At 68.3% G+C, this 26,948-nt stretch carries 24 protein-coding genes and 1 tRNA gene; 18 read left to right on the top strand and 7 right to left on the bottom strand.

Annotated features, from left to right (window positions below; all coding sequences use genetic code 11):
- The first annotated feature begins 126 nt into the window (after window positions 1-126).
- The 15 genes from rpsF (at window position 127) to GXW79_RS08970 (ending at window position 12,997) form a co-directional block, all read left to right on the top strand.
- Window positions 127-603 (top strand): 30S ribosomal protein S6, encoded by a 477-nt coding sequence (gene rpsF, locus GXW79_RS08900; protein WP_211874027.1) that lies wholly within the window; start codon window positions 127-129, stop codon window positions 601-603.
- Window positions 604-609: 6 nt separating this feature from the next.
- Window positions 610-888: a 30S ribosomal protein S18 gene (rpsR, locus tag GXW79_RS08905; protein WP_211874028.1), complete on the top strand. Its 279-nt coding sequence runs from the start codon at window positions 610-612 to the stop codon at window positions 886-888.
- A 10-nt stretch (window positions 889-898) separates the two neighbouring features.
- The gene (locus GXW79_RS08910) at window positions 899-1,813 is read left to right on the top strand and encodes a hypothetical protein (RefSeq protein WP_211874029.1); all 915 of its coding nucleotides are present in this window, start codon (window positions 899-901) and stop codon (window positions 1,811-1,813) included.
- Window positions 1,810-2,376 carry a 50S ribosomal protein L9 gene (gene rplI / locus GXW79_RS08915; RefSeq protein ID WP_211874030.1) on the top strand — a complete coding sequence of 189 codons (567 nt, stop codon included), beginning with the start codon at window positions 1,810-1,812 and terminating at the stop codon, window positions 2,374-2,376. The genes GXW79_RS08910 and rplI overlap by 4 nt, the downstream gene beginning before the upstream one ends.
- A 156-nt stretch (window positions 2,377-2,532) precedes the next feature.
- On the top strand, window positions 2,533-4,038 hold the full coding sequence (locus tag GXW79_RS08920; RefSeq protein WP_211874031.1) for a replicative DNA helicase: 1,506 nt from the start codon (window positions 2,533-2,535) through the stop codon (window positions 4,036-4,038).
- Window positions 4,028-5,089 (top strand): alanine racemase, encoded by a 1,062-nt coding sequence (gene alr / locus GXW79_RS08925; RefSeq protein WP_211874032.1) that lies wholly within the window; start codon window positions 4,028-4,030, stop codon window positions 5,087-5,089. Before GXW79_RS08920 ends, alr begins: the two co-directional genes overlap by 11 nt.
- Window positions 5,086-5,910: an MlaE family ABC transporter permease gene (locus tag GXW79_RS08930; RefSeq protein WP_211874033.1), complete on the top strand. Its 825-nt coding sequence runs from the start codon at window positions 5,086-5,088 to the stop codon at window positions 5,908-5,910. The genes alr and GXW79_RS08930 overlap by 4 nt, the downstream gene beginning before the upstream one ends.
- Complete coding sequence (locus GXW79_RS08935; protein WP_211874034.1) at window positions 5,907-6,677, top strand: ABC transporter ATP-binding protein; 771 nt, start codon at window positions 5,907-5,909, stop codon at window positions 6,675-6,677. The genes GXW79_RS08930 and GXW79_RS08935 overlap by 4 nt, the downstream gene beginning before the upstream one ends.
- Window positions 6,678-6,731: 54 nt before the next feature.
- Window positions 6,732-7,613, top strand: a complete 882-nt coding sequence (locus GXW79_RS08940) for a TauD/TfdA dioxygenase family protein (protein WP_211874035.1) — start codon at window positions 6,732-6,734, stop codon at window positions 7,611-7,613.
- A 334-nt stretch (window positions 7,614-7,947) separates the two neighbouring features.
- On the top strand, window positions 7,948-9,354 hold the full coding sequence (radA, locus tag GXW79_RS08945; protein ID WP_211874036.1) for a DNA repair protein RadA: 1,407 nt from the start codon (window positions 7,948-7,950) through the stop codon (window positions 9,352-9,354).
- A 33-nt stretch (window positions 9,355-9,387) separates the two neighbouring features.
- A complete protein-coding gene (locus GXW79_RS08950; protein WP_211874037.1) occupies window positions 9,388-9,948 on the top strand; it encodes a CvpA family protein in 561 nt (186 codons plus the stop codon).
- Between the two features lie 13 nt (window positions 9,949-9,961).
- A complete protein-coding gene (gene purF / locus GXW79_RS08955; protein WP_211874038.1) occupies window positions 9,962-11,440 on the top strand; it encodes an amidophosphoribosyltransferase in 1,479 nt (492 codons plus the stop codon).
- Window positions 11,437-12,147 carry an SDR family NAD(P)-dependent oxidoreductase gene (locus tag GXW79_RS08960; RefSeq protein ID WP_211874039.1) on the top strand — a complete coding sequence of 237 codons (711 nt, stop codon included), beginning with the start codon at window positions 11,437-11,439 and terminating at the stop codon, window positions 12,145-12,147. The genes purF and GXW79_RS08960 overlap by 4 nt, the downstream gene beginning before the upstream one ends.
- A 101-nt stretch (window positions 12,148-12,248) precedes the next feature.
- A complete protein-coding gene (locus tag GXW79_RS08965) occupies window positions 12,249-12,851 on the top strand; it encodes a Bug family tripartite tricarboxylate transporter substrate binding protein (RefSeq protein ID WP_211874040.1) in 603 nt (200 codons plus the stop codon).
- A 69-nt stretch (window positions 12,852-12,920) separates the two neighbouring features.
- Window positions 12,921-12,997 (top strand) — tRNA-Arg (locus GXW79_RS08970).
- Window positions 12,998-13,070: 73 nt separating this feature from the next.
- Here GXW79_RS08970 and GXW79_RS08975 read toward each other — a convergent pair.
- The 3 genes from GXW79_RS08975 to GXW79_RS08985 form a co-directional block, all read right to left on the bottom strand.
- Window positions 13,071-15,980 carry a PAS domain-containing protein gene (locus tag GXW79_RS08975; protein WP_211874041.1) on the bottom strand — a complete coding sequence of 970 codons (2,910 nt, stop codon included), beginning with the start codon at window positions 15,978-15,980 and terminating at the stop codon, window positions 13,071-13,073.
- A gap of 447 nt (window positions 15,981-16,427) precedes the next feature.
- Window positions 16,428-16,931 carry a hypothetical protein gene (locus GXW79_RS08980; protein ID WP_211874042.1) on the bottom strand — a complete coding sequence of 168 codons (504 nt, stop codon included), beginning with the start codon at window positions 16,929-16,931 and terminating at the stop codon, window positions 16,428-16,430.
- Window positions 16,932-17,082: 151 nt separating this feature from the next.
- Complete coding sequence (locus GXW79_RS08985) at window positions 17,083-18,420, bottom strand: LLM class flavin-dependent oxidoreductase (RefSeq protein ID WP_211874043.1); 1,338 nt, start codon at window positions 18,418-18,420, stop codon at window positions 17,083-17,085.
- 646 nt (window positions 18,421-19,066) lie between these two features.
- Here GXW79_RS08985 and GXW79_RS08990 point away from each other — a divergent pair.
- The gene (locus GXW79_RS08990) at window positions 19,067-20,419 is read left to right on the top strand and encodes a Gfo/Idh/MocA family protein (protein WP_246503838.1); all 1,353 of its coding nucleotides are present in this window, start codon (window positions 19,067-19,069) and stop codon (window positions 20,417-20,419) included.
- A gap of 116 nt (window positions 20,420-20,535) precedes the next feature.
- Here the strand turns inward: GXW79_RS08990 and GXW79_RS08995 are convergent, their stop codons facing one another.
- The 4 genes from GXW79_RS08995 to GXW79_RS09010 form a co-directional block, all read right to left on the bottom strand.
- Window positions 20,536-21,438 (bottom strand): hydroxymethylglutaryl-CoA lyase, encoded by a 903-nt coding sequence (locus GXW79_RS08995; RefSeq protein WP_211874044.1) that lies wholly within the window; start codon window positions 21,436-21,438, stop codon window positions 20,536-20,538.
- Between the two features lie 17 nt (window positions 21,439-21,455).
- Window positions 21,456-22,628 carry a CaiB/BaiF CoA transferase family protein gene (locus GXW79_RS09000; protein ID WP_211874045.1) on the bottom strand — a complete coding sequence of 391 codons (1,173 nt, stop codon included), beginning with the start codon at window positions 22,626-22,628 and terminating at the stop codon, window positions 21,456-21,458.
- A gap of 222 nt (window positions 22,629-22,850) precedes the next feature.
- On the bottom strand, window positions 22,851-23,447 hold the full coding sequence (locus GXW79_RS09005) for a DUF938 domain-containing protein (protein ID WP_211874046.1): 597 nt from the start codon (window positions 23,445-23,447) through the stop codon (window positions 22,851-22,853).
- Window positions 23,448-23,453: 6 nt separating this feature from the next.
- The gene (locus GXW79_RS09010) at window positions 23,454-24,155 is read right to left on the bottom strand and encodes a hypothetical protein (RefSeq protein WP_211874047.1); all 702 of its coding nucleotides are present in this window, start codon (window positions 24,153-24,155) and stop codon (window positions 23,454-23,456) included.
- Between the two features lie 116 nt (window positions 24,156-24,271).
- Here GXW79_RS09010 and thrC point away from each other — a divergent pair, with 116 nt between their 5' ends.
- The gene (gene thrC, locus GXW79_RS09015; protein ID WP_211874048.1) at window positions 24,272-25,666 is read left to right on the top strand and encodes a threonine synthase; all 1,395 of its coding nucleotides are present in this window, start codon (window positions 24,272-24,274) and stop codon (window positions 25,664-25,666) included.
- 10 nt (window positions 25,667-25,676) lie between these two features.
- Window positions 25,677-26,942 carry a M16 family metallopeptidase gene (locus tag GXW79_RS09020; RefSeq protein WP_211874049.1) on the top strand — a complete coding sequence of 422 codons (1,266 nt, stop codon included), beginning with the start codon at window positions 25,677-25,679 and terminating at the stop codon, window positions 26,940-26,942.
- Window positions 26,943-26,948 lie beyond the last annotated feature (6 nt).

Raw genomic sequence — 26,948 nt, forward strand, 5'->3', positions numbered from 1 at the left:
GCGCAAAACTGCTCTACGCCCCGCTTCCCTGCCGGGGGCGAAGGCATCGCACCCGGCTATGTCCATTTGCGCCGCGCGGCATGTCGCCACGCGGCCCCAGGGCTGAGACAGCCGGAGGGAGCATCCATGCCGCTCTACGAAACCGTGTTCATCGCACGGAACGACGTCACGCAAGCGCAAGTCGAAGCCATTGCCGAAATGGCGGCCGCCATCGTGGCGGAAGGCGGCGGCGAAGTGAAGAAGCGCGAATATTGGGGCCTTCGCGGCCTCGCCTACCGGATCAAGAAGAACCGCAAGGGCCACTACATGCTGCTCGGCATGGAGACGCCCGCGCCCGCGCTCGCGGAGATGGAGCGCCAGCTCGGCCTCAACGAGGATGTGCTGCGCTCCATGACCATCCGCATCGACGCGATCGACGAGGCCCCCTCGGCGATCCTGTCCAAGCGTGGCGAGGAGCGTGAGCGCGACCGCGGCTTCCGTGGGCCACGTCCGCCCGGCCGCTTCGGCTCCGGCCGCACCGGCGGCGGGCGGGAGCGCGACGACCGCGAGGAATACCGTGCCCGTCCGCGCGAGGATGGCGACAACATGATGGGCGAGGATTGATCCCCAATGTCCGACACCACTGACATGACACCCGCCGCGCGGCGCCCCGCTGTCGGCGCCCGCCGTCCCTTCTATCGCCGCCGCAAGTCCTGCCCGTTCAGCGGGCCCGGCGCCCCGAAGATCGACTACAAGGATGTGCGCCTTCTCAGCCGCTTCCTGTCCGAGCGCGGCAAGATCGTGCCCAGCCGCATCACCGCGGTGTCCGGCAAGAAGCAGCGCGAGCTCGCCCAGGCGATCAAGCGCGCCCGCTTCCTCGCCCTTCTGCCTTACGTCATCAACGACTGAGATGACGGCCATGGCCGCACAACCGTCCGGACCGATCACGGCCGAACCCCGGTGGCTCGCCGCCGGCGCGGGGGGATTCCTCGCGGCCGCGGTGGCGCTGTGGGCGATGCGCGGCCTGCCCGGCGGCACGCTGATGCTCTGGCTGGCGCCCCTGCCGATCCTGGCGGCGGGGCTTTCGGCCGGGCCGCTCGCCGCGATCGGCGCGCTGCTGCTCTCGAGTGTCCTGCTATGGGCCTTCGCGAGCGGTCTTTCGGTGGTGTTCTTCCTCGCGATCATCGGCATACCGGCGGCACTCCTGCCGATTCTGGCGATGCGGCGCGACGGCGTCACGCTCGGCCTGCCGATGGCGGCACTCGGCATCTATCCGCTGGCCCTGCTGATCTGGGCCGCGCTCGCCTTCGCCGAACATCCCGGGGGCTTGGCCGGTGTGATGGAGCGCATGCTGCGCAATGTCATTGCGCTGCTCGACATGCCGGGCGTGGAGCCGATGGTCGAACTGCTCGTGCGCCTCAAGGCGGCGCTCATCGCCTTCTGGATGAGCGCGGTCTGGGTCGCGAATGCGGTGATGGCGCAGCGTCTGCTGACGCGCTTCGGCATGGCGGCACTGCCCGCACCTGGCTGGGGTTCGGCGCGGTTGCCGGGCTGGTACGCGGTCCTGCCGGCGCTGGCCGCCGGCTTCTGGATCGTGGCCCAGGACGACCCGCTGGCCTTCTCCGCCTTCCTCATCCTGCTGCTGCCCTTCTTCTGGCAGGGCCTTGCCGGCGTTCATCGCCGCGCGGCGGCGCTGCAGGGCAGGCGCTTCGTGATCGCCGGCTACTACCTCGCCATGGTGATCTTTCTGCAACTCATGGCCCCCGCCACCGTGGCGCTGGGCCTTTACGACCAGTGGGTGCCGCGCGCACCCCGCGGAGGCAAGCCCACATGATCGAAATTATCCTGATGCAGCGCGTCGAAAAGCTCGGCCAGATGGGCGAGCTGGTGAAGGTGAAGCCCGGCTACGCGCGCAACTTCCTGTTGCCCTCCGGCAAGGCGATCCGCGCGAGCAAGGCGAACATCGCCCGCTTCGAAAGCGAGCGCGTCCAGCTCGAGGCCCAGAACCTCAAGCGTCGCGCCGAAGCCGAGCGCATCGCCGAGCGCGTCTCCGGCCTCTCGGTCGTGCTGATCCGCACGGCCGGTGAGTCCGGCAGCCTCTACGGCTCGGTCACCGCGCGCGATATCGCGGCCGGCTGCACCGAAGGCGGCCTGAAGGTCGACCGCGACCAGGTGCTGCTGGAACAGCCGATCAAGACGCTTGGCGTAACCACGGTGCGCGTCGCACTGCACCCGGAGGTATCGATCCCGGTAACGGTGAACGTCGCGCGCTCGGTCGAAGAGGCCGAGAAGCAGGCGCGCGGCGAAAGCCTCACCGCGGCGGCGGAGGAAGAGGAGCGTTCGCTCGAGGCCGAGCTGGCGGCGGAGCTTGAGATCGGGGCGGCGCTGCAGGATTGAGGAAGACGGGGGAAGAGAATTTCCCCCGGACCCCCAATCTTTTGTTTTGGGTTCTTGGTGCTGGCTGTGCGGTCGGCACCACGCGGTGGCATTCCATCCCCGTGATCCACAGGGGGTGGCGCTCCAACGCCGGGCGCGATGCGCTACAATGCGGCGATGAACAGCATTGAACCTCTGGGGGGCCTCGGTCAGTCCCTCCGCATGCCGCCCACGAATACCCAGGCGGAACAGGCGCTCCTCGGTGCGCTCCTCGCGAACAACAAGGCCTATGAGCGCGTCAGCGAATTCCTCGCCGAGCACCACTTCGCCGATCCCATCCATGGCCGCATCTACCGCGCGATCCAGCGCCGACTCGAGGCCGGGCAGCTCGCCGATGTCGTGACGCTGCGCGCGGAGTTCGAGCATTCGGGCATTCTCGCCGAGGTGGGTGGCGCGGCCTATCTCTCGCAGCTGCTGACGGCCATGGTCGGCATCATCAACGCCGGCGAATATGGCCGCGTGGTGTTCGATGCCTGGCTGCGCCGCCAGCTGATCGACGTGGGCGAGGTCATCGTCAACAATGCCTTCGGTGCCGAGGCCGAGTTGGACGCCAAGGGCCAGCTGGAGAATGCCGAGCAGACGCTGTTCGAACTCGCCAAGGATGGCGGCAACGAGGGCGGCTTCGTCTCCTTCGAGAAGGCGCTGACCAACGCGGTCGAGCTTGCCGAGCGCGCGTTTTCAACGCCGGGCGGGGTCTCGGGATTGCCGACGGGGCTGCGCGACATCGACGCGAAGACCGGCGGGCTTCACCCATCCGACCTCGTCATCATCGCCGGGCGGCCGGGCATGGGGAAGACGGCGCTGGCAACCAAGATCGCCTTCGGCGCCGCGCGCGCGATCATGCGCGAGGCGCGCGACATCGATCCGATGGCGGTCCCCAAGCGCGGTGTGGCGATCTTCTCGCTGGAAATGAGCGCGGACCAGCTCGCCACCCGCCTGCTCTCCGAGGAATCGCGCATCTCCGGCGACCGCATCCGCCGCGGCGAGATCAGCCAGCGCGACTTCGACAAGTTCGTCGAAGTCAGCCGCGAGATCGGCTCGATGCCGCTCTACATCGACGACACGCCGGCGATCAGCATCTCGGCGCTGCGCACGCGCTGCCGCCGCCTGCAACGCACCAAGGGGCTGGACCTGGTGGTGGTGGACTACCTGCAGCTGATGCGCCCGGCCGCCGGCACCCGGCCGGAAAGCCGCGTGCTGGAGATTTCGATGATCACCCAGGGGCTGAAGGCGATCGCGAAGGAGCTGTCGGTTCCGGTCATCGCGCTGTCGCAGCTCTCGCGCGCGGTCGAAAGCCGCGAGGACAAGCGGCCGCAGCTGTCGGACCTGCGCGAATCCGGCTCCATCGAGCAGGATGCCGACATGGTGATGTTCGTCTATCGCGACGACTACTACCTGGCGCAGCGCACACCGAAGCAGATGGCGTTCGATTCCGAGGACAAGTTCCAGGACGCGCTGAACAAATGGCAGCAGGACATGGAGCGCGTGCACAACATCGCCGAGCTCATCATCGCCAAGCAGCGCCACGGCCCGACCGGCATGGTGCCGCTGTATTTCGAGGGTGAGTTCACCCGCTTCGCCAACCTCGACACAGAGCACAACGCGCCCGGCTATGGCGACTGATCCGCGCGGGCGGCTGATCGTCGATCTCGGCGCCATCGTCGCGAATTGGCGGGATCTCTGCGCGCTGCACGCGCCGGGCAAGGTCGCCGGCGTGGTGAAGGCGGATGGCTATGGGCTGGGGGCGGGTCCGGTCGCGCAGGCATTGCGCGCAGCCGGCTGCGACAGCTTCTTTGTCGCGCATCTGCAGGAGGGCATGGCGCTGCGCGACGCCCTTGGCCCTGGCCCGATGATCGCGGTGCTGAACGGATTCAGGCCAGGCGATGACGAGGATGCACACCTCACCCCGGTGCTCAACACGCTCGGCGACGTGCGCGACCATCGTGGCCGACGCGCCATCCTGCACCTGGATACCGGCATGGCGCGCCTCGGCCTCGACGCGCGCGAGCAGGCCGCGCTGGCCGAGGATGCGTCGCTGCGCGCGTCGCTCGACCTCGCTTATGTGATGACGCACCTTGCCTGCGCGGATGAGCCGGCGCACGCACTGAATGACACCCAGCGCGCCCGCTTCACACAGGCCGCCGCGATGTGCCCCGGTGTGCCGCGCAGCCTCGCCAATTCCTCCGGCCTGTTTCTCGGCGCCGGCTTCGTCTCTGACCTCGCGCGGCCCGGCTGCGCGCTTTACGGCGTCAACCCGACTCCGGGCGCACCGAATCCGATGCGCCAGGTGCTGCGCCTTGAGATCCCGGTGCTCCAGATCCGCGACATCGGCGCCGGCGAGACCATCGGTTACAGCGCGACTTGGCGTTCCTCCCGGCCCTCGCGCATCGCCACCATTGCCGCGGGCTACGCGGATGGCTATCTCCGCTCTCTCTCGGGCCGAGCATCCGCCGATCACGGCGGCAGGCCCGTGCCGCTGGTGGGCCGCGTCTCGATGGACCTGATCACGCTCGACGTCACCGACAGGCCCGAGATCACGGACGCCTCGCACATCACGCTGATCGGCGGGTCGGGATGCACGCCAGACGACCTCGCTTCCGCCTGCGGCACTATCGGCTATGAAATTCTGACCTCCCTCGGCGCCCGCTACGTGCGCGTCTACACGCCGGCATGAGCGCCGCCGCCGAGGCCGCGCCGCGCCGCAAGCCGCTCGACATCGTGCTCGACGGGGTGGCCGCGATCGGGCGCTCCGCGATCGGGATGGCGCGCGGCGTCGGTGCTGTCGCGCTATTCGCCGTCGAGGGTGTCTCGCACCTCGCGCGGCCGCCCTTCTATGGGCGCCTGGTGCTGCGCCACTTCATCGAGATTGCGTATTTCAGCCTGCCGGTGGTCGCGCTCACTGCGATCTTCACCGGCATGGTGCTGGCGCTGCAGTCCTACACCGGCTTCGCGCGCTTCAACGCGGAAGGCGCCGTCGCAAACGTCGTGGTGCTCTCCATCACGCGCGAACTTGGTCCGGTCCTCGCCGGCCTCATGGTCGCCGGCCGCATCGGCGCGGCTTTCGCCGCCGAGATCGGCACCATGCGCGTCACCGACCAGATCGACGCGCTGACCACACTCTCCACCAACCCGCAGAAATACCTGGTCACCCCGCGCCTGCTCGCCGGCACGCTCGCGATGCCGCTGCTGGTTATCGTCGCCGATGTGCTCGGCGTGATGGGCGGCTGGATCATCGGTACCGCGAAGCTGGGCTTCTCCTCGCTGACCTACCTCAAGGCGACGATGGACTTTTTGCAGTTCAGCGACGTGATGAGCGGGCTGGTGAAGGCCGCCGTCTTCGGCTTCATCATCGCGCTGATGGGCTGCTGGTGCGGCTACAATAGCCGCGGCGGCGCCCAGGGCGTGGGCGGGGCGACCACCTCCGCCGTCGTCACCTCCTCCATCCTCATCCTCGCACTCGACTATGTCCTGACCGAGCTGTTCTTCGCGCGATGAGCGAGCCCAAGATCCGCATTCGAGGCCTGAAGAAGAATTTCGCGGGCAAGCAGGTTCTCGACGGCGTCGATATCGACGTCCCCGCCCGCAGCTCCATGGTCATTCTCGGCGGCTCGGGCTCGGGCAAGTCCGTGACCATCAAGTGCCTGCTCGGCCTCATCACGCCCGATGCCGGCACGATCGAAATCGATGGTCGCAACATCCTCGCTCTGCCCGCGCGCGAGCGCGAAGCGGTGAATGATCGTATCGGCATGCTGTTCCAGAACGGCGCGCTGTTCGACAGCCTGCCGGTCTGGGAAAACGTCTGCTTCAAGCTGCTCGCGCAGAACCGCATCACACGCGCCAAGGCGCGCGACAAGGCCGCCGAGGTGCTCGCGCAGGTCGGCCTGGCCGCCTCCGTCGGCGACCTCTCACCCGGGGAACTCTCCGGCGGCATGCAGAAGCGCGTGGCGCTGGCCCGCGCCATCGCCGCCACGCCCGACATCATCCTGTTCGACGAACCCACCACCGGCCTCGACCCGATCATGGGCGCCGTAATCGACGGGCTGATCCGCGACTGCGTCCAGAAACTTGGCGCGACCGCCGTCTCCATCACGCACGACATGGCCAGCGCACGGCGCATCGGGGATGAGGCGGCCATGCTGTTCAAGGGCCGCATCATCTGGAACGGCCCGGCCGCGGAGCTCGGCCACACCGGCAACGCCATGGTTGACCAGTTCGCGAATGGCGAGCGCGAAGGCCCCATCCAAATGGAACTCCGCCGCTAGGCTTGACCACGCCGCGCGGGCGGTCGCACCCTCCTTCCAAGGAGGAAAACAACCATGCCCCTTACCCTCACGCCGCTGCACCCGCTATTCGCGGCCCGCGCCGAAGGCCTCGACCTCACCCGCCCACTCACCGCCGGCGAGGCCTCCGAAGTCCACGCGGCAATGGAAAAATACGCGGTCCTCGTCATTCCCGGCCAAGACATCGACGACGACCAGCAGATGGAATTCGGCCGCGCACTCGGCACCATCGAGGCCACCCGCGGCGTCGTGGACGCGCACCGCCACCGCCTCAAGCATGATTCCATGAACGATATCTCGAACATCGACACCGACGGCAAGCTGCTCGCCGCCGATGACCGGCGCCGCATGTTCAACCTCGGCAACCGCCTCTGGCACTCCGACAGCAGTTTTAAGGCCACCCCCGCCAAATACTCGATGCTCCACGCCCGCGTGATCCCGCCCGAAGGCGGAGAAACCGAATTCGCCGACATGCGGTCCGCCTGGGACGCCCTGCCCACGAAAATGCAGACGCGCCTCAAGCCGATGATCACCCACCACTCCCTCATCTACTCGCGCGGCAACCTCGGCTTCACCGACTACACCGACGAAGAACGCGTCAAATTCGCCCCCGTCCCGCAACGCCTGGTCCGTCGACACGCCAACGGACGCGTCTCGCTCTATCTCTCCTCCCACGCCGGCGCGATCGACGGCATGCCCATCCCCGAAGCCCGCGCCCTGCTGCGCGACCTCATCGAACACGCCACCCAACGCGAATTCGTCTACCGCCACAGCTGGACCCAACACGAGCTGGTCATGTGGGACAACCGCACCACCATGCACCGGGCGCGACCCTTCGACGACCAGGCCCACGCCCGCGACATGCGCCGCGTCACCATCGAAGACGACGCGCCCACCCTGGCCCAGCAGGCAGCGTAGAAAGCAAGGCGGGCGGCTCCGCCCCCTCGACCCCCGCAAGGAGCCTGTGGCCCCTTGACCCCCCTTTGTTGGTACTGGTTCTGGGAGGTGGGCTCTGGACTTTTAGCAGGGCCTGTCATCGGGAGAGGGTGGCCGGCATGCGTGTGCCGGCTGGGAACTCACCTCCGGCCACCCTCTCCCGATGACAGGCATACCGGACAAGACCCCAGACCATCCCTCCTAAAATCAAGAACCAAACATGGAGGTCGAGGATCGACACGATCCTCGCGGGGTCCAGGGGCAGAGCCCCTGGCCTTCCTTCACGCCGCCTTCCGGACCGGGTAAGCGCGTCATCATGGCGAAGTCGTCCTTTGTTTGTCAGGCGTGTGGAGCGGTGGCCCCGAAGTGGCAGGGCCGCTGTGATGCCTGTGGTGCCTGGAACACCTTGATCGAGGAGGCGGCGACGCCGCGCGGGCCGGGGCCGGCGTCCAAGGCGGGGGTGGGGCGTCGGCTGGAGTTTGTCGGCTTGAAGGGCACGTCGGACCCGCCGGCGCGGATTTTCACGGGCATTGCGGAGTTGGACCGTGTGCTGGGCGGGGGTCTGGTGGCGGCGAGTGCGGTGTTGGTGGGCGGCGATCCGGGGATCGGGAAGTCCACCATCCTGTTGCAGGCGGCGGCGCGCATTGCGGCGGCGGGACATCGGGCGCTGTACATCAGCGGCGAGGAGGCGGTGGAGCAGGTGCGGCTGCGCGCGGCGCGGCTGGGGCTTTCGGAGAGTCCGATGGCCTTGGCCTCGGCGACAGCGTTGCGCGACATCGTGGCTAGCCTCGAGCGCGAGCCGGATGCGGCGCTGGTGGTGATCGATTCGATCCAGACGGTGTGGCTGGACAGCCTCGATTCCGCGCCGGGCACGGTGGCGCAGGTGCGCGCTTGCGCGGCGGAGCTTGTGCGGCTGGCGAAGGCACGGGGGTTTGCGGTGATTCTGGTGGGGCATGTGACGAAGGAGGGCACGCTGGCGGGGCCGCGCGTGCTGGAGCACATGGTGGATGCCACGCTGTATTTCGAAGGCGATCGCGGGCATCAGTTCCGCATTCTGCGCGCCACCAAGAACCGCTTCGGCGCCACCGACGAGATCGGCGTCTTCGAGATGACCGATGCGGGCCTGGTGGAGGTCGCGAACCCTTCGGCGCTGTTCCTGGCGGAGCGGCGCGGCAATGTCTCCGGCAGCGCGGTGTTTGCGGGCATCGAGGGCACACGGCCGGTGCTGGTGGAGGTTCAGGCGCTGCTCTCGCCGTCTTCGGGCGGGTCGCCGCGGCGGCAGGTGGTGGGGTGGGATTCCGGGCGGCTGTCGATGCTGCTGGCGGTGCTCGAATCGCGCTGCGGGATGAGCCTTGGACAGAACGACGTGTACCTGAACGTCGCCGGCGGGCTGCGCATCCAGGAACCGGCGGCGGATCTGGCCGTCGCGGCGGCGCTGGCCTCCGCCGCGACCGACCGCCCGACCGACCCCGACCGCGTCTATTTCGGGGAGATCGGCCTATCCGGCGAAATCCGGCAGGTGAGCCAGCCGGACCAGCGGCTGCGGGAGGCGCAGAAGCTGGGGTTTGGGCAGGCGACGCTGCCCAAGCGCACCGCGCGGCCAGGCCGCACCAACGCCGCGCCGGAGGGCCTGGCGCTTGAGGAGATCGGCCACCTTGCCGACCTCGTCGCGAAGTTCGCCGAGGCCAGCGTCAAGAAACGGAAAGCGCCGGCGCCAGAGTGACGCCGCCCCGCGCCCCGTCTATACCCCCGGCCCATGACCTGGGTTGATGCCATCCTCCTCGCCGTGATCCTTATCTCGGCGCTGCATGCGTTTTTTCGTGGCCTGGTGCGGGAGGCGCTTGGTGTCGGGGCCTGGATCGGCGCCGCGGTCATGGCGCTGATCGGCCTGCCGCACGTCCGCCCGCTGATCCAGCCCTATGTCGAGCAGCCCTATCTGGTCGACGCGATCGCGGCGGGCGGCATTTTCCTCGCGGTGCTGATCATCCTCAAGATCGTCATCTCCTGGATCGCCGGGCTGGTGCAGGCCTCGATTTTGTCGGGTCTGGACCGCGTGCTGGGACTGGTCTTCGGCATCGTCCGGGGTGCTTTCGTCATCGTTCTTGCCTATATCGTGGGAACGCTGGCGCTCCCCGCCCCGGAGCGTTGGCCAACCCCGGTGCGGGAGGCACGTGCCCTGCCTTACGTCGCTGACGCGGCCGCACGGCTCGCGGCACTTACGCCACCGGCCTATCGCCCCTCCCTGCCGGAGCTCGCCGGCCCGCCGACACCGAGGGTCGAGGATTTGCTGCGCCCCCCCGCGCGCCCCCGCCAGTGAGGACCGCCTCGCCATGATGCCCAATGCCGATCCGCTGCTCCATGACGACGACAAGCCGCACGAGGAATGCGGGGTCTTCGGCGTCTGGAACACCACCGACGCCTCGGCGCTGACCGCGCTCGGGCTGCACGCGTTGCAGCATCGCGGTCAGGAGGCCGCAGGCATCGTCAGTCTGGACGAGAAAGGCATCTTCCACGCGCATAAGGGCCTGGGCCTGGTCGGCGAGAACTTTGGCGACGCGAAGGTGATGGCGGGGCTGCCGGGGCGCGCCTCGATCGGCCACAACCGGTACGCCACGACCGGCGAGACGGCGCTGCGCAACGTCCAGCCGCTGTATGCCGATTTCGAGTTCGGCGGCTTTGCAGTCGCACATAACGGCAACCTCACCAACGCCTTCGTGCTCAAGCGCGCGCTGGTCCGCCGCGGCTGCCTGTTCCAGAGCACGACCGACAGCGAGGTCTTCGTCCACCTCATCGCAATCAGCCTCTACACCACGGTGCTGGACAGATTGATCGACGCGCTGAAGCAGGTGCAGGGCGCCTATTCGCTGGTGGCCCTACACAACGGCGCACTGATCGGCGCGCGCGATCCGCTGGGCGTCCGCCCGCTGGTCCTCGGCCGCCTGCCCGCGAAGATGGGCGGCGGCTACGTGCTTGCGTCCGAGACCTGCGCGCTCGACATCGTCGGCGCCGATTTCCAGCGCGACATCGAGCCGGGCGAGATTGTCGTCATCGACGACACGGGCCTGCATTCCACAAAGCCCTTCGGCAAGGTCGCCAGCCGCTTCTGCATCTTCGAGTATATCTATTTTGCCCGCCCCGATTCCGTGACCGAGGGCACGCCCGTCTATGCCACGCGCAAGAGCATCGGCGCCGAGCTGGCGCGCGAGAGCCATGTCGAGGCGGATGTCGTCGTGCCTGTGCCCGACAGCGGCGTGCCGGCGGCGATGGGCTATGCAAGCGAGGCGGGCATTCCATTCGAGCTCGGCATCATCCGCAACCATTATGTCGGCCGCACCTTCATCGAGCCGACCGACCAGATCCGCAACCTTGGCGTGAAGCTGAAGCACAGTGCGAATCGCCCGATCCTGGCCGGCAAGCGGGTGATCCTGGTCGATGATTCGATCGTGCGCGGCACCACCTCGCGCAAGATCGTGGAGATGGTGCGCCAGGCGGGGGCGACGGAGGTGCATATGCGCATCTCCTCGCCGCCCACGACGCACAGCTGCTACTACGGCATCGACACGCCGGAGCGCTCGCAGCTGATGGCCGCACAGCACGACGTGGCCGAGATGGCGCGCATCATTGGTGTGGATAGCCTGGCCTTCATCTCGCTCGACGGGCTGTACCGGGCGCTCGGCAAGGAAGGGCGCGATCCGAAGAAGCCCGCCTATTGCGATGCCTGCTTCACCGGCGAGTACGCGATCCCGCTGACCGACTGGCAGGCCAATGAGGAGAAGCAGCTCTCACTTCTCCAGCCCGCGGCCCAATGACCTTGCTGGCTGGCCGCGTCGCGCTGGTCACCGGCGCTTCGCGGGGCATCGGCGCGGCGGTCGCAATCGAGCTTGCGCGGCGTGGCGCGCATCTGGTGCTGACGGCGCGCACCCAGGGCGGGCTGGAGGAGACGGATGACGCAATCCGCGCGACGGGCGGCACCGCGACGCTGCTGCCGCTCGACCTGGTCAAACAGCAGGACCAGATCGATGCGATCGGGCCTTCGCTGTATGAGCGGTTCGGACGCCTCGATATCGTCGTGCACGCGGCGGGTGCCATCAACCGGCTGACGCCGGTCGCGCATATCGAGCCGGGGGATTGGAACCAGGTGCTCGGCGTGACGCTATCGGCGGCCTGGCGGCTGATCCGCAGCTGCGACCCGCCGCTGCGCGCCTCGGATGCAGGGCGCGCGGTGTTCCTAACCGATGCGCGGGCGCGAACCCCCACTGCCTATTGGGGCATGTACGGCGCGGCGAAGGCCGGACTGGACCACCTGGTGCTCAGCTGGGCCGCCGAGACCACCGGGACGCGGCTGCGCGTGAACCTGTTCGCACCGCCGCCGACGGCGACCAAGCTGCACGCTCTCGCCTTCCCGGGCATCCCGCCGGAGAGCCTGGCGCAGCCGGCGGATGTGGCGGTGGCGGTCGCGGACCTCTGCGGGCCGGGCGAGACGCGGACGGGACTGACACTCTCGGGTCACGCCTGAGGCGGATCGCCGCGTCAATGAGAACGCGGCGTTCGCGGCTCACCGCTATGATTTCATCTGCGACATCGCTCCTGTCGCGAGCCTAACGACGCAAGCCGCTGGTGCTGCAGGTCAATCCCACGATGCCGGTGCACAGCGTTGCGGAATTCATCGCCTATGCCCGGGAAATCCGGTTCGTCTCAGCATCGGCAATTCCGGCACAGGCTCGGTCGCGCACCTGGCCGCCGAACTGCTCCGCCAGGCCGCCGGCATCGAGTTTTGTCAGCGTGCCCTATCGCGGCTCGGCGCCCATGTTCACGGACCTGATTGCCGGGCGCATCCAGGGCGCCTTCGAGAACATCCCGGCGTCGATCGAGCAGATCCGGTCGGGCACTGCGCGCGCGCTTGCGGTCACCACCGCCGCCGCATCGGAAAGCCTGCCGGAACTGCCGGCACTCAGTGCCGGTCTGCCTGGCGTCGAGGCCTTCGCCGTCGCGGACATCGGCGCGCCGAGGGACACGCCCGCTGAGATCATCGCCACGATCAACGCGACGATCAACGCGACGATCAACGCCGGGTTCGCGGATCCCCGGCTGCGGGCGAGGCTCGAGGATCTGGGTGCGACGATCCTCGCCGGGTCGCCCGAGGACTTCGCCCTGCTCATCGCGCGGGAGACGGTGAAATGGACGCGGGTGATCCGCAGTGCCGGGATTAGGATCACCTAGGGACTGGGCACAAGGGGTGGCACGAGGCCTTCCAAGGCGCCGGGGGTTCCGCTACTGAAGCACTGGCGTGGACCCGTAGCTCAGCTGGATAGAGCGCTGCCCTCCGAAGGCAGAGGTCGAAGGTTCGAATCCTTTCGGGTCCGCCAGTTCCCTCATTTCGACGGTTTACCGCGTGATGACCGCGGCTGCTTCCCCATCAACAAAGCCGCAGTTTCTCCCTTAGCTCCCAAACTCCAACTCGACGGCGCCCTTGAGCGGGACCACCAACTCGCACACCAGGCCGGCCTTCTCCCAATGGCAGTGAACGTTGCCGCCCAGTTGGTGCTTGATGGTCCCTTCAAGCACGCGCGTTCCGAACCCACTCCGCAACGGCGGCGCGACCGGTGGCCCGCAACGCTCCTCCCACCGCAGCAGCAGCAGGCCGGCGCCATGGTCGACCGACCATCCGACAGTCAGGCGGCCGCCCGGAACCGAAAGTGCCCCGTGCTTCGTCGCGTTCGTCGCCAGCTCGTGCAGCGCCATCGACAGCCCCTGCGCCGCAGCGGAGGAGACCTTTACGGCGGGGCCATCGATGACGATCGTCGGCACCGCCACGTCGCCAACCGGCACCATGAACGGCGCCAATTCACCGCGTGTCAGCGTCAGCAGGTCAGCCCCGGTCCAGCGGCCTTCGGCGAGCAGCGTATGGGCCCGTGCCAGAGCCTCAACCCGACCCTCGATCGCCTGCACATAGCCCGCCATGTCGGTGCTGGGTGTCAGCCGCAGAGCCGCCTTCACGACAGCAAGTACGTTTTTCGCCCGATGATCGATTTCTTGGATTAGCAGGTTCTGCAACTCTTCGGCCGCCTTCTGCGACGTCACGTCCAAGGCGATGCCGCGGAATCGGAGCGCCCGTCCCGACACCGGCTCCCGCTCGACGGTGCCGCGTCCGCGGATCCAGCGCACCGCGCCGTCGGACTGACGCGTGAAGCGGAACTCCGTGGCCCAATCCGTCGCCTGGCTGCCGAGCGTTGCCTCGATCGTCGCGTTCAATCCCGCCAGGTCGTCCGGATGGATGCCGCTGCGCCAGGACTCGAGGCTGGGCGCGATGGCCGGATCGGTTCCGTGCAGTCGGTGGCAGCTCTCGGACCAGTAAAGCTCGCCGGTGTCGATGGTCCATTCCCAGGAGCCGACGCCACCGGCATCCTGCGCCAGGCGCAGGCGTTCTTCACTGGCCCACAGCGCCGTGTCGGCGGCGTGGCGCGCGGTTAAATCCTGCACCACGCCGGCGAGGCGCAGGCCCTGCTCAGTGACCGGGTCGCGCTCGACCACCGTGCCGTGCACGGAGATCCGATTCCAACCGCCATCGTCGCGGAGGAAGCGGAACTCCGCGTCGTAGCTGTCGGGCCCGCCGGCCGCGATGGCGCCTTCGACGGCCGTGGTCCGGGCAACACGGTCGTCGGGATGGACACGCTCGCGCCACTCGGCGAGGTCGGGCGAGCAGCGATCCGGCGTCAGCCCGCCGTAGATCTCCGCGGCACGCGCGTCCCAATGCCCGCTCGCCGTCGGCAGGTGCCGTTCCCAGGTGCCCAGACGTGCGCCTTGCAAGGCGGCACGCAGCCGCGCCTCACCCGCCATCAGGGCCGCTTCCACCGCCTTCAAGGCGGTGACGTCGACATGGGCACCCACCATGCGCAGGGGGCGCCCGGCGGGGTCCCGCTCGATCTCGGCACGCGCGGCGATCCAGCGTGTCTCTCCCGTCGGCGTGACGACCCTGTATTCCTGCTCGTAGGTCATGTCGGCCGCATCTTCGGCGATGGCTTCGAGAAAGCGGCGTTCGGCGCGCACGCGGTCTTCCGGATGCAGGCGCGCGACCCAGTCGCCATGCTGCTCCGTGCGGGCCACGGCGCCGACACCCTGAACGTCCATGTATTCAGGCGATCGGAAGTTCTCGCCACTTCGCAGATCGATCTCGAACCCGCCGACCCGCCCGATCTGTTGCACCCGGCGCAATCGCGCCGCGCTTTCCGCCAGTTCCCCCGTTCGCTCCGCCACGCGGTTCTCGAGCAACGCGTTGGCCGCTGCCAGGTCGCGCTGACGGTGGCGGACCATCAGCGCAAGCCCCAGCATGACCAGCGTGGCCACGCCTCCGGTCACCGACAGAGGCAGCATCACCGTCATCCATCGCTGAACGATGGCGGCGCTCGGCCGAGCCGCGGAGGCGTAGACCGGATAGCCCGCGACACGCTGGTAGGCCGCGAAGCGCTCCTCACCATCCAGAGTAGACCGCGCAACCAAGGGCGCCGATGGCTGTTCGCGTCGCATGGCCGCAAGCAGGGGGCTGTCCTCGCCCAGCCGAGCCCCAGGCAGCACAGGGAGCGACCTTGCCAGTACCGCGCCGTCCACGCGTACCAGGCTGAGCACGGTGCCCTGCCGTGTCGGCGCCAGGCGACGCAGGGCGGCCTCCGCCTCGCTCACATAGATGGACGCGTTGATCACGCCATCATAGGCGCTCGGGGGCAGGCCATTGCCGGTGCGTTCGCGCCGGCGCGAAATGGCAAAGAAGGCCTCGCCGGTGCCACGGCCCACATAGACCTGGCTGACATGCAGGGATGGCGACGCCGGATCCCGCAGCGCTTGATTGAACTCGCGCTGCGTAAAGGATTGATCACGCGGCACAGGCATCTGGTTGCCCGACACGAGCGGATGGGCATCGCGGTCGAAGACGAAGATGAAAGGCTCGCGTTGGCCATCCTCCAGCGGACCCGCGATCGCGGCGCGCCGGAGCATCTCATGCAGCCGCGGTTCTTCGGCCCTGATCTGCTCGTCGCTGAGCCCGGCCAGCACGTCGCCTGCACGTTCGATGCGCAGCATCAATCCATCGAACACCCGCCGCGCATATTCGGCGGTGGTCTCCGCGGCCTGAGTGGTTTCCAGCTCCACCTCGCGCCAAGCCTGGCGCCAGGACAACCAGCCCGCGGCGGCCGTCATCAGGATGGGCAGCAGGAGTGCTGCGGGCAGTACCAGGCGGATCGAGATCGGCAGGCGCGCTGGCCTCATCGGATTGGCCTGGCCAGCCCGCACGTCGCACTCCCGCGAAATACCCGGACGTGGATCGGGAGGCGAAACGGTTTCGGGGACAATCAGCATCGTCGGCGGTTTGAGGCTCGCTGCACCAGGAGACACAAGGTGGGTGAAACCGCAGTATCTATAACGGCTCTATACGGCAACATAGGTTCTGGTGCGCGGCAAGGCCTGGGACACCGCCGGGCGACTGTCCAGGGTAACGATGGCTTCGTGGCGGCGACATAGTGCCAGCGGATCGCCGAGACAATTTGACGATGATCGATCCTAAGTACCGGATCGGAGGAGAGGGCGCAGCGAGGCGGAGCCCGGCGCGATGCGCCGGGCCTACACGCGCCAGGTCGGCGTAGCCTTGGCCGGACGGCTGATCAGCAATTCAGCCGGGGCGTTACGTCGACGACCGCTGCTTCTCGATCGCGTTGACGCGCCGCGCTTTCTGCTTCGGTCTGGCTCTATACCGAGCCAAACCGAAGCGCACGGGTTCCGCGATCGGACCCCGCCGCAAGTAAGCGCTTACCGGTTCGGCGCCACGGTCTGGCCGGGCTGCACCAACGAGTTCCCGCTGCCGGATTCAGACTGTGGCGACGGATTGCGACCAGGCGCCGGCGAGAAGCCCGACGCGGGATCCTGCGAGGCCGGCGTACCGCTTCTCGAAACGACGCGCGTGTTGCGCGGGTAGGCACCCGACGTATTGGTCCCCATCCGGCGATCATAGGCACGCTGCGCGGCAGTGCCCGGCAGATTGCGGGTTGGCCGGGCACCCTGACGGGGATATGCGCCGGATGTGTTGGTTCCCGCGACACGGTCGGCAGCCCGCTCAACGGCGGTTCCAGGGGGGTTGCCCGGCATGCCGTCGGACTGCGCGGGATAGGCGCCCGAGGTATTGGTGCCGGCGACGCGGTCGACCGCGCGCCCGGCCGCAGTGCCGGGAGGATCGTTTTGCGGGCTTGCGCAGGCAGTCACAAGCCCGAGGCTCGCGAAAGCAAGGGGTGCCAACAGGCGAAGGGTTTTGTTCATCTGGGTTTCCTTTCGGCCTGCAATGATCTCCGGCCATCAGAAAAACGCGAGATTCAGGACGATGGTTTCACTCGATCTTGCAATCATTGTGTCGACATCGCGTTCGGGCTCGACACCGATGCTCTAGCGCCAGAGCCCACGGACGCGCGTGCTACCCCGCCGCGCCCTGCATCGCCGTGGCGTAGCGGCTCGAAGGCCGCGCAAGACCGAGATTGTCGCGCAGCATCGTCCCCTCGTACTCACGCCGGAACAGGCCGCGTGCCTGCAGGATCGGGACCACCTGGTCCACAAAGGCGTCGAACTGGCCCGGGAAGAAGGGCGGCATGAGGTTGAAGCCGTCGGCCGCGCCCTCGCGGAACCAGGTCTCCATCGTGTCCGCCACCTGCGTGGGGGAGCCCACCACCATCAGGTGGCCGCGCGCGGCGGCGACGCGGTAGCACAGCTCGCGCAGCGTCAGCCCCTCGCGCCGCGCGGTCGCCAGCAGAAGGGCGGAGCGGCTCTTCAGGTGGTCGCTCTCCGGCAGCACGGGGACCGGCCCATCGAGGTCGTAGCCCGACATGTCCGTGCCCAGCCGGTCGGACAGCACGGTGTTGGCCTGTTTCATGTCCAGGTTGCGGTTGAGCTCGTCGAACAGCGCCCTGGCTTCGGCCTCGTCGCGGCCGATGATCGGCATGAGGCCGGGCATGATCTTCAGCGCATCCTCGCCACGGCCATGCTGCGCGAGTTGTGCCTTCAGGCCTCGGTGGAACTCCCGCGCATCGTCAAAACTGTTCTGCGCGGTGAAGACGACGTCGGCGGTCTTCGCGGCGAGCGCCTGGCCAGGCGCCGAGCTGCCGGCCTGGATGATCACCGGCTGGCCCTGCGGGCAACGCGGCAGGTTCAGCCCGCCGCGCACCGTGAAATACGTCCCTTCGAACTCCGGCACGTGCAGCGTGCCGGGGCGGACGAAGGTGCCGGCCGCCTTGTCCATCACGAAGGCGCCGTCATCCCAGGAATCCCACAGCAGCTTGCACGCCTCGACGAACTCGGCGGCCATGGCGTAGCGCTCGGCGTGCGGCGGGTGCTGCTTGCCGAAGACGGCGCCGTTCTTCGGGTAGGAGGTCGTCACCACGTTCCACGCGGCGCGCCCCGCGGAAAGATGGTCCAGCGAGGCGAAGGCGCGGGCGGTGTGGTACGGCTCGGCATAGGTCGTCGAAGCCGTGGCGGCGAGGCCCAGATGTGTGGTGTGGGCCGACAGCACCGAGAGCAGCGTCAGCGGCTCGAACTTGCCGATCGAGGAGGGGTGTTCGGCATAGCCCGTGGTGAAGTTGTCGGCGAGGAAGAACAGGTCGAACTTCCCGCGCTCGGCGGTGGTCGCTATGTGACGCATGAGCGCGAGGTCGGGCCCGCCCGGGATGGCGTCGGGGTGGCGCCAGCCGGCGACGTGGTGCCCCGCGGCCTGGACGAAGACGCCGAGCCGCATCCGCCCGTCTGAATTACCTGCGGCCATGAAGGCGGCTCCCTGTGATTGGGAGAAAAGGAGGGCGCGCGGCGCTGCGTCGCGTCAAGACGCGCCGATGCGGGCCAGACGAGAGGATCCTTCGGGGCGCCGCCGCTCCCGAACTCAGCGGTGGCACTGGTGCCGTGCGGGTCGGGGGCGTGCCGTGCATGCCATAGCTGTAGCCATCAGGGCCGCGATACTTCCGGTCGGCATAGGCCTGCGCATCGGGGAAGACGATGGTCGATGCACGGTGCGTCGGCACGGCCAGGCTTGCATAGCCAGCCTTCGACACGGCGGGGTGATGGACGCAGCGTGTGAGGTCGCGCATGGGAAGCCTTCCTTGATGCGCGGCATTTGGGCCGGGACGAGGAAGGAAAACAATGCGGGTGGCGGTTCACTCCATCCGGTGCGCTTATGACCTCGGCGCTATCCGGCGTCGCCAGGCTCTCGCCGATGTCCCACGAGATGCCCGCCATCAGCGCAAGCGCCTGGTGCAGCCGATTTCCCAGGACCCGTATTCGTCGCTCAACCCGCGCCGGCAGATCGCTGCGACGGTGGGACAGCGCGCGGTGCGATCGCGCACTGGCGATCGGACGCCGAGCAACCATTCGCCGAGGAGGGGAATTAGTCGCCCATACATCATCGGATGGCGAGCATGGCGGCCGCAGAAAACCCAAAGATCCCGGTCGACATCGGCATGGCCGATGACGCGGGAGGCCCCGGTTACCGCACTCCCGATCCCGGACAAGCAACCCGCCGCGACGTGATCAAAGTCGGCGGCCTGGCGGGCGCCGCGTTGGCAGCGGGTGCGGCGGGCGTTCCAGGTTTCCCACCGCCGTCGCCGCTGGATGTCGGCGGCGTCGAGGGTGACGCGGTCAATTTTCCGAATTGGCGCTCGTCCGCGGAACCTCCGAGCGGGCCGCTGCGCCGCCCCACGTCGCCGAGCGAACGCATCGGATTTGCCATCGTCGCGCTTGGACGCATCACGCTCGAAGAGGTTCTTCCCGCCCTTGCCGAGTGCCTCCATGCGCGCCCCGTCGCACTCGTCAGTGGCAGTCCCGAGAAGGCCAGGCTTGTCGCGGCGCAATACGGAATTCCCCCCGAAGCGGTGCACAGCTACGAGGAGTTCGAGCGGCTGGCCGACAATGCGACCGTCCGCGCGGTCTACATTGCGCTGCCCAACGCGATGCACCGGGAGTTCACCCTGCGTGCAGCCGCGATCGGCAAGCATGTGCTGACCGAAAAGCCGATGGCGAACAGCGCCGAGGAATGCCGCGACATGATCGGTGCCTGCGCGCGCGCGGGCGTGCGACTGATGGTGGCGTATCGCTGTCAATACGAGCCCGTGAACCGCGCGGCGATTGCGCTGGTGCGCGAGCAGGCAATCGGCCGGCTGCGCTTCATCGAGGCGACCAATACACAGGCCAATGGGCCGGGGCCGCAGTGGCGATACAGCAAGCGCCTGGCGGGCGGCGGCGCCCTGCCCGACATCGGTCTCTACTGCCTCAACGCCAGCCGCGCCGTCACCGGCGAGGAGCCGATCGAGGTGAGTGCGTGCAGCTTCAGTCCGCCCGGGGACGACCGGTTCCGCGAGGTCGAAGAAAGCATCGCCTTCACGCTGCGCTTCCCCTCCGGCGTGCTCGCGAGGTGCCTGTCGAGCTACGGTGCATTCCAGAACCGCTCGCTGCGACTGCTCGGTGATGCCGGCAACATCGAGCTGGCGCAGGCATTCGAATACCGCGGGCAGAGGTTGTTTCTGGAACGTCGCGTCGAGCAATCACCAGGTCGGGAGGAACGCCGCATCCGGCCGCGCAATCAATTCGCGCTTGAGATCGACCATTTCGCCCAATGCGTGCGTGACAATCTTCAGCCGCACACGCCGGGCGAGGAGGGGCTGCAGGACCAGGTCGTCATGGAAGCGATCTACAGGGCGTCGTCGGATCGTCGACCCGTGGCGATCCCTGCGCCGGCAGCGTCCACACGCGGCGTCGAGCCTACGGACAACTGAGCGGTCCTTTGATCGTCGATCAACGATCGATCCGCCGGGCCATTTCGGCGCAGGGGTGATGGGCGCGTGGCCCGCAACACATTCAGCGCGCTAGTGTTGGGCCAGAGCGCGTCAGCTCACGCTGCCTTGCGCAAGGCCGGCACCGCGCGCAGCCGCCCGCCCGGCACCGCACCCGGGACGGCGGCCGCCATGTCCGCAGCGCGCAGAAGTTCCGGCATGGCGATGCCCGTTTCCACCTGCATGCGCGCGAACAGCCAGGCGACGTCCTCGGTCGCGACATTGCCGGTCGCTCCCGGTGCGAAGGGACAGCCGCCGATGCCGCCCGCCGCGCTGTCGAACACCCGACAGCCCGCGGCGTAGGCAGCGGCGACGTTGGCCACGCCCATGCCGTAGGTGTCGTGCCCGTGAAAGGCGAAGCGCTGGCCCCAGGAGGCGAGCGCATGGGCGAAGACACGTCCCACTTGGTCCGGTGCGGCGTTGCCGGTGGTGTCGCAGATGGCGATCTCGATGCGCTCATCCAGCGCCATCGCGCGTTCGACCCATTCGAGGGTGTCGCGCTCCGGCACCACGCCCTCGAAGGGGCAGTGGAAGCAGCAGGACAGGTTGAAGCGCACCGCAAAACCTTCGGCGAGGGCTTCGCGAGTGATGGCCGAAAGATCGGCGAAGCTATCGGCGCGGGAGCGGTTCACGTTCGCCTGGTTGTGGCTTTCGGTGACCGACATGAACAGCCCGATACGGTGGGGGCGGTGCTGGAGCGCCGCCTCGAACCCACGCCGATTCGGCACCAGCGTTGTGCATTCGAGGCCGTCCAGCGTCTTGGCGGCGGCGAGCACCTCGGCCGTGTCGGCCATCTGCGGGATGGCCTTGGGCGAGACGAAGGAGCCGATCTCCATCCGCCGCAGCCCGGCCGCGTGCAGCGCGGCGACGAGCGCGATCTTGGCGTCGGTGGGCAGGAAGGGGCCGACGGATTGCAGGCCGTCACGGGGGGCCACTTCGCTGATGGTGATGGACGGGCGCATGGCGGCTCCTGTGGTGGTCAAGGCGTGTCGCCGAAGACCTGCGCATTGTGCGCTCCGGCCTTGGGGCCGGTCCAGCGCACCATGGCCTCGGGCGGGATGCCGTCGAAGCGGAAGGGTGCCGCCGGGTGCAGCACGCGGCCGAGCAGCGGGTCCTCCACCTCCATGACCAGTGAGCGGGCGCGGAAATGCGGGTCGGCCGCGCAATCGGCGATGTCGTAAAGGCGCGAGCAGGGGACCTCGGCGGCTTCCAGCACGGCTTCGGCCTGGGCGGCCGGCCGCGTGCGGGTCCAGGCGGCGATGGCGGCGTCGAGCTCGGCCACGTTCTCGCAGCGCAGCGTGTTGGTGGCGAAGCGCGGCTCGGCGGCCATGGCCGGCGCGCCGATGGCGGTCATCAGCCGGCGGAAGATCAGATCCGAATTGCCCGCGATGCACAGCCATTTGCCATCCGCGCAGGGGTAGGTGTTGGTCGGCGCGGCGGTCTTGATGGCCGCGCCCTGCGGCTGCCGCACCCAGCCGAACAGCCCGTATTCCGGCAGCATCCCTTCGCTGAGCGAAAACACCGAAGATACCAAGTCCACATCGATGATCCGCCCGCGCGCATCCGGGTCGCCCTTGATGCCCCAGCAGGCCGAGACCAGCGCGAGGGCGGCATACATGCCGGCCAGATCATCGCTGATCGAGACCCCGCATCGGGGCGGAGGGAAATCCACCTGGCCGGGGTTGGCGGTCAGGTGGCGCAGCCCGCCCATCGCCTCGCCGATCGCACCAAAGGCCGGCTTGTCGCGATACGGGCCGTCCTGCCCGTAGCCGGAGATGCGCGCGATCACCAGGCGTGTATTGGCCGCGTGCAGCACCGCGGGCCCCAGCCCGATGCGCTCGAGGTAGCCGGGGCGGAAATTCTCGACCAGGCCGTCGGCGCGGGCGCACAGCGTCGCGAGTTTCTCCCGGTCGGCCGGCGCCTTCAGGTCGAGCGTGACGGAGAGCTTGTTGCGGCCATGGACGCTGAACCAGACGGCATTGCCATCCACCGCGCTGCCCCAGCCGCGCACCGGGTCGCCTTCGGGCGGCTCCACCTTGATGACCTCGGCGCCGAGATCGGCGAGCAGCCGCGTGGCGAAGGGCGCCGCGATGTAGTGGCCGAGCTCGACGATGCGCAGCCCGGCAAGGGGCAGTCCTGGGGTTTCCACCATGGGGCAGGGATAGCGCCGCTGGCGCCGGCGCGGAAGCGCCGGAATCCCCGGCCTCCGGAAACCGGCTGGCAACCTTTGCGGCGCAATCTCGTTGATGACGGACGATCCGTCTCTCCCCGGATGCGGCTTCCTCCCTCACCGCATCCCTCGCCAGCCCCCTCCCCCCCTCGCGGGGCTGGCGTTCAACTTGGCCGGAACCGCCCCCTCGGTTCCGGCCATTTTTTATGCGCGGCGGAACGCGACCATCAGGTTGTTGGCTGGCATCGGGATGACGGCCTCGCGCATGAACCCCTTCGCGGAAGCGGTCACGGCGTCGAGGTCACGCAGGCCCCAGGACGGGTCGCGGGCGCGGAGGCTGGCGTCGAAATCCTCGTTGCTCGGCGCGGTCGGCACGCCGGTCTGGCGAAATGGCCCGTAGAGCAGCAGTGGCGCCCCCGGTCCGAGAACCCGCGCCGCACCCGCCATCAGCCCCAAGGTCGCCGCCCAAGGCGCTATGTGGATCATGTTGCAGCACAGGACGGCATCGGCGCGCGCGATGGCCCAAGCGGGCGCGGTCACGTCCAGGGCGAGCGCGGGACGCAGGTTCGGAAGCGCCGCGTCGGCGGCATGGGCGTCGATGCTGGCGCGCTCGGCGGCACCCGGGTCGCTCGGTTGCCAGGCGACGCTTGGCAGGCGGGCGGCGAAGAACACCGCGTGCTCGCCGGTGCCGGAGGCGATCTCCAGCACCGTGCCCGATGCCGGAAGCAGGCGCCGCAGCGCGGCCAGGATCGGGTCGCGGTTGCGCAAGGTCGCCGGCGCGTACCGGCGCGGGTCATCCACGCGGCGTCACGGGATGATGCCGGTGCCGGTCGCGCTGATGAAGCGCGGGGGCTTGTTGCGGTTGATCGACATGGATGGGCGCATCCGGCTCATGCTGATTGCCCCCTGGACCTGCGGCTGGGTGACGCCCACCCATTTGGTGCCGTCGTAGAAGAAGAAGCTCGCGGCGTTCGGGTTCCCCTCCTCGCCATACATGTCGTAGTCGATGGCGAGCAGGATGTCGGACGCGGTCTTGTTCACCTGGCTGAGCAGCGGGTAGCCCTTCTTCTTGCCGTCCGAGTTCGGGTAGTGGACGAAGCTGACCGTGTCCGCCCCACCGCCCTTCAGCATCAGCAGGCTGCACCCGTTCTGCCCGCCGGTGAACACCACCGTATAGGCGGGCAGCGCCTTTGGCACGCCATCCAGCAGCACCATGTCGATATGGTCGAGGTTGGTGGACGCCACGGACTGGTAGGAGATGTAGGGCACGTAGTACCCCTGCAGCAGCCCCGCCCCCATCGTGGTGGTCGGCTTGAGGACGACCTGGGAAGCGCCGCCGAACAGGCTTGAGGACCAGGGCTCCAGGTCGAACCAGCATGGCGCGTAGGCCTTGTTCGCATCGAAGCCGCCGGCGGTGACCATGCCGCCCGCCCCCTGGAGGTTGATGCAGACGTCGCGGGCATATTTCAGCGGGTTGGTCTTGAAGCGGGTGCATTCATGGGCGGACATGGCGGTTTGGCTCCGAAACGAAGCCGGCACCCTAGTATACGGATCGGGGACGCAACAAGGGCTTCCCCGATCGCGGTTTTTACGCCGTGCAGGCTTCTGCGCTAGAAGCTCGCCACATGCGCTACATCAGCACCCGCGGCCAGGCCGCGCCCCGTGATTTCGAATCCGTCCTCCTCGCCGGCTTGGCCGAGGATGGCGGTCTGTTCGTCCCCGATGCCTGGCCGGAGTTCACCATGGCCGAGTGGCGTGCGCTGCGGGGCCTGCCCTATCCGGAGCTCGCCGCGCGCGTGATCCATCCCTTCATCGGCGAAGGCATCCCCCTGGACGCGCTGCGGGAGATGACCGCGCGCGCCTATTCCGGCTTCGGGCACCCCGCCATCGCGCCGCTGGTGCAGCTCGACACCAGCGCCTTCGCGCTGGAGCTGTTCCACGGCCCGACGCTCGCCTTCAAGGACATGGCCATGCAGCTGCTCGGGCTGCTGTTCGACCATGTCCTGGCCAAGCGCGGGCAGCGGGTGACGATCGTGGGCGCGACCTCCGGCGACACCGGTTCGGCAGCCATCGAGGCCTGTCGCGACCGTGCGGCCATCGACATGGTCATCCTACACCCCGAGGGCCGCACCTCCGACGTGCAGCGCCGCCAGATGACAACGGTGCGCGCCGAGAACGTGCGTAACATCGCAGTCCAGGGCAGCTTCGATGATTGCCAGGACCTGGTGAAGGCGATGTTCGCCGACGCGCCCTTCCGCGAGGAGATGCACCTCTCCGCCGTCAACTCGATCAACTGGGCGCGGATCGCGGCGCAGATCCCCTACTACGCCTATGCGGCGCTGGCTCTCGGCGCACCGGACCGCGAGGTGGCGGTCGCCGTCCCCACCGGCAATTTCGGCAACGTCCTGGCGGCCTGGGCGGCGCGGCGCATGGGCCTGCCGATCGCGCGCTTCATCGTCGCGGCCAACCGCAACGACATCCTCGCGCGCTTCCTGGCCGCCAACGACATGAGCGCGCGGGAGGTCGAGCCCTCGCTCTCGCCTTCGATGGACATCCAGGTCAGCTCCAATTTCGAGCGCCTCCTGTTCGAGCTGCTCGGCCGCGACGCGCATGCGACCGCCGAGACGATGCAGCGCTTCCGCGCGGAGGGCCGCATGCCCGTCCCCGACGCCGCCTGGCGCGAGGCCACCGCGTTCTTCACCGGCTTCACGCTGGATGACCCCGGCACGCTGGGCGAGATCCGGCGGCTCTGGGTGGAATGCGGCTACCTGGCCGACCCGCACACCGCGATCGGGACGGCGGCCGCGCGATCGCTGGCACCTCCGGGCATGCCCACCATCATCGCGGCCACGGCGCACCCCGCGAAATTCCCCGATGCGGTGGAGCGCGCGACAGGCATCCGCCCCCCTCTGCCCGCGCGCCTCGCCGACCTATATGAGCGGGAGGAGCGCTACACCGTTCTCCCGAACGATTTGGCCTCCATCGAAGCCGCTGTGCGCGCCCATGCGCGCCGCAACTGAGAGTCCCCGCATGTCCGACACGATCCGCCTGACCACCCTGCCCAATGGCCTGACCGTGGTCAGCGAGACCATGCCGCGCGTGGAGACCATCTCCTTTGGCGCCTATGTCGGCGCCGGCACGCGCAACGAGGACGCGCCGGAGAACGGCGTATCCCACTTCCTCGAACACATGGCCTTCAAGGGCACGACGAAGCGCGACGCCTCGGCCATCGCGCGCGAGATCGAGAATGTCGGCGGCCACCTCAACGCCTACACAGCGCGCGAAAGCACCGCCTACTACTGCAAGGTGCTGAAGGAAGACCTCGGCCTCGCCGCCGACATCATCGGCGACATTCTCACCCACTCCACCTTCGCCCCCGAGGAGATCGAGCGCGAGCGCGGCGTGATCCTGCAGGAGATCGGCCAGGCGAACGACACGCCCGACGACATCGTCTTCGATCATTTCCAGGACACCGCCTACCCGTCCCAGCCGATGGGCCGCCCTGTGCTCGGCACCGAGGAGAGCGTGGGCGCGATGTCACGCGAGACGCTCACCGCCTACATGACGCGGCACTACGGCCCGCACCGCATGGTGGTCTCAGCCGCCGGCGCGCTGGAGCACGAGCCGCTGGTCGATCTCGTGCGAATGCATTTCGCAGACCTGCCCGCGGTCGCCCCGCCGCTGCCCGAAGCGGCGCGCTACGAAGGCGGCGAGTTCCGCGAGGAGCGCGACCTCGACCAGGTGCATATCGTCCTGGGATTTCCCTCCGTCGCCTACGGCCACGACCTCTACTATCCCACGCAACTGCTCTCTACCCTGCTTGGCGGCGGGATGTCGTCTCGCCTGTTCCAGGAAATCCGCGAGAAGCGCGGGCTGGTCTACTCGGTCTATTCCTTCGCCACGCCCTTCCGCGATTCCGGCATGATCCAGATCTACGCCGGCACCGGCGAGAAGGAAGCCGCCGAACTCATGCCGGTGACGCTGGAGGAACTGCTGCGCGTCCAGAAGGACGTCACCGACGACGAGCTCCAGCGAGCCAAGGCGCAGCTCCGCGCCTCGCTCCTCATGTCGCTCGAATCCACCGGCAGCCGCGCCGAACAGATGGCGCGCCAGCTCCAGATCCACGGCCGCATCATCCCCACCGGCGAAACCACGGCGAAGATCGCGGCCGTCACAATCGCGCAAGTCCAGGAAGCCGCAGCCCTGGCCTTCCGCGGCCGCCCGACGCTCGCCACCATGGGACCGGCCGACAAGGTGCCCGGACTGGCAGCGATCGCGGAAACATTGGCGGCGTGAAGGGAC

It is taken from the genome of Plastoroseomonas arctica, from assembly GCF_018128965.1.
GTDB classification, from domain to species: domain Bacteria; phylum Pseudomonadota; class Alphaproteobacteria; order Acetobacterales; family Acetobacteraceae; genus Plastoroseomonas; species Plastoroseomonas arctica.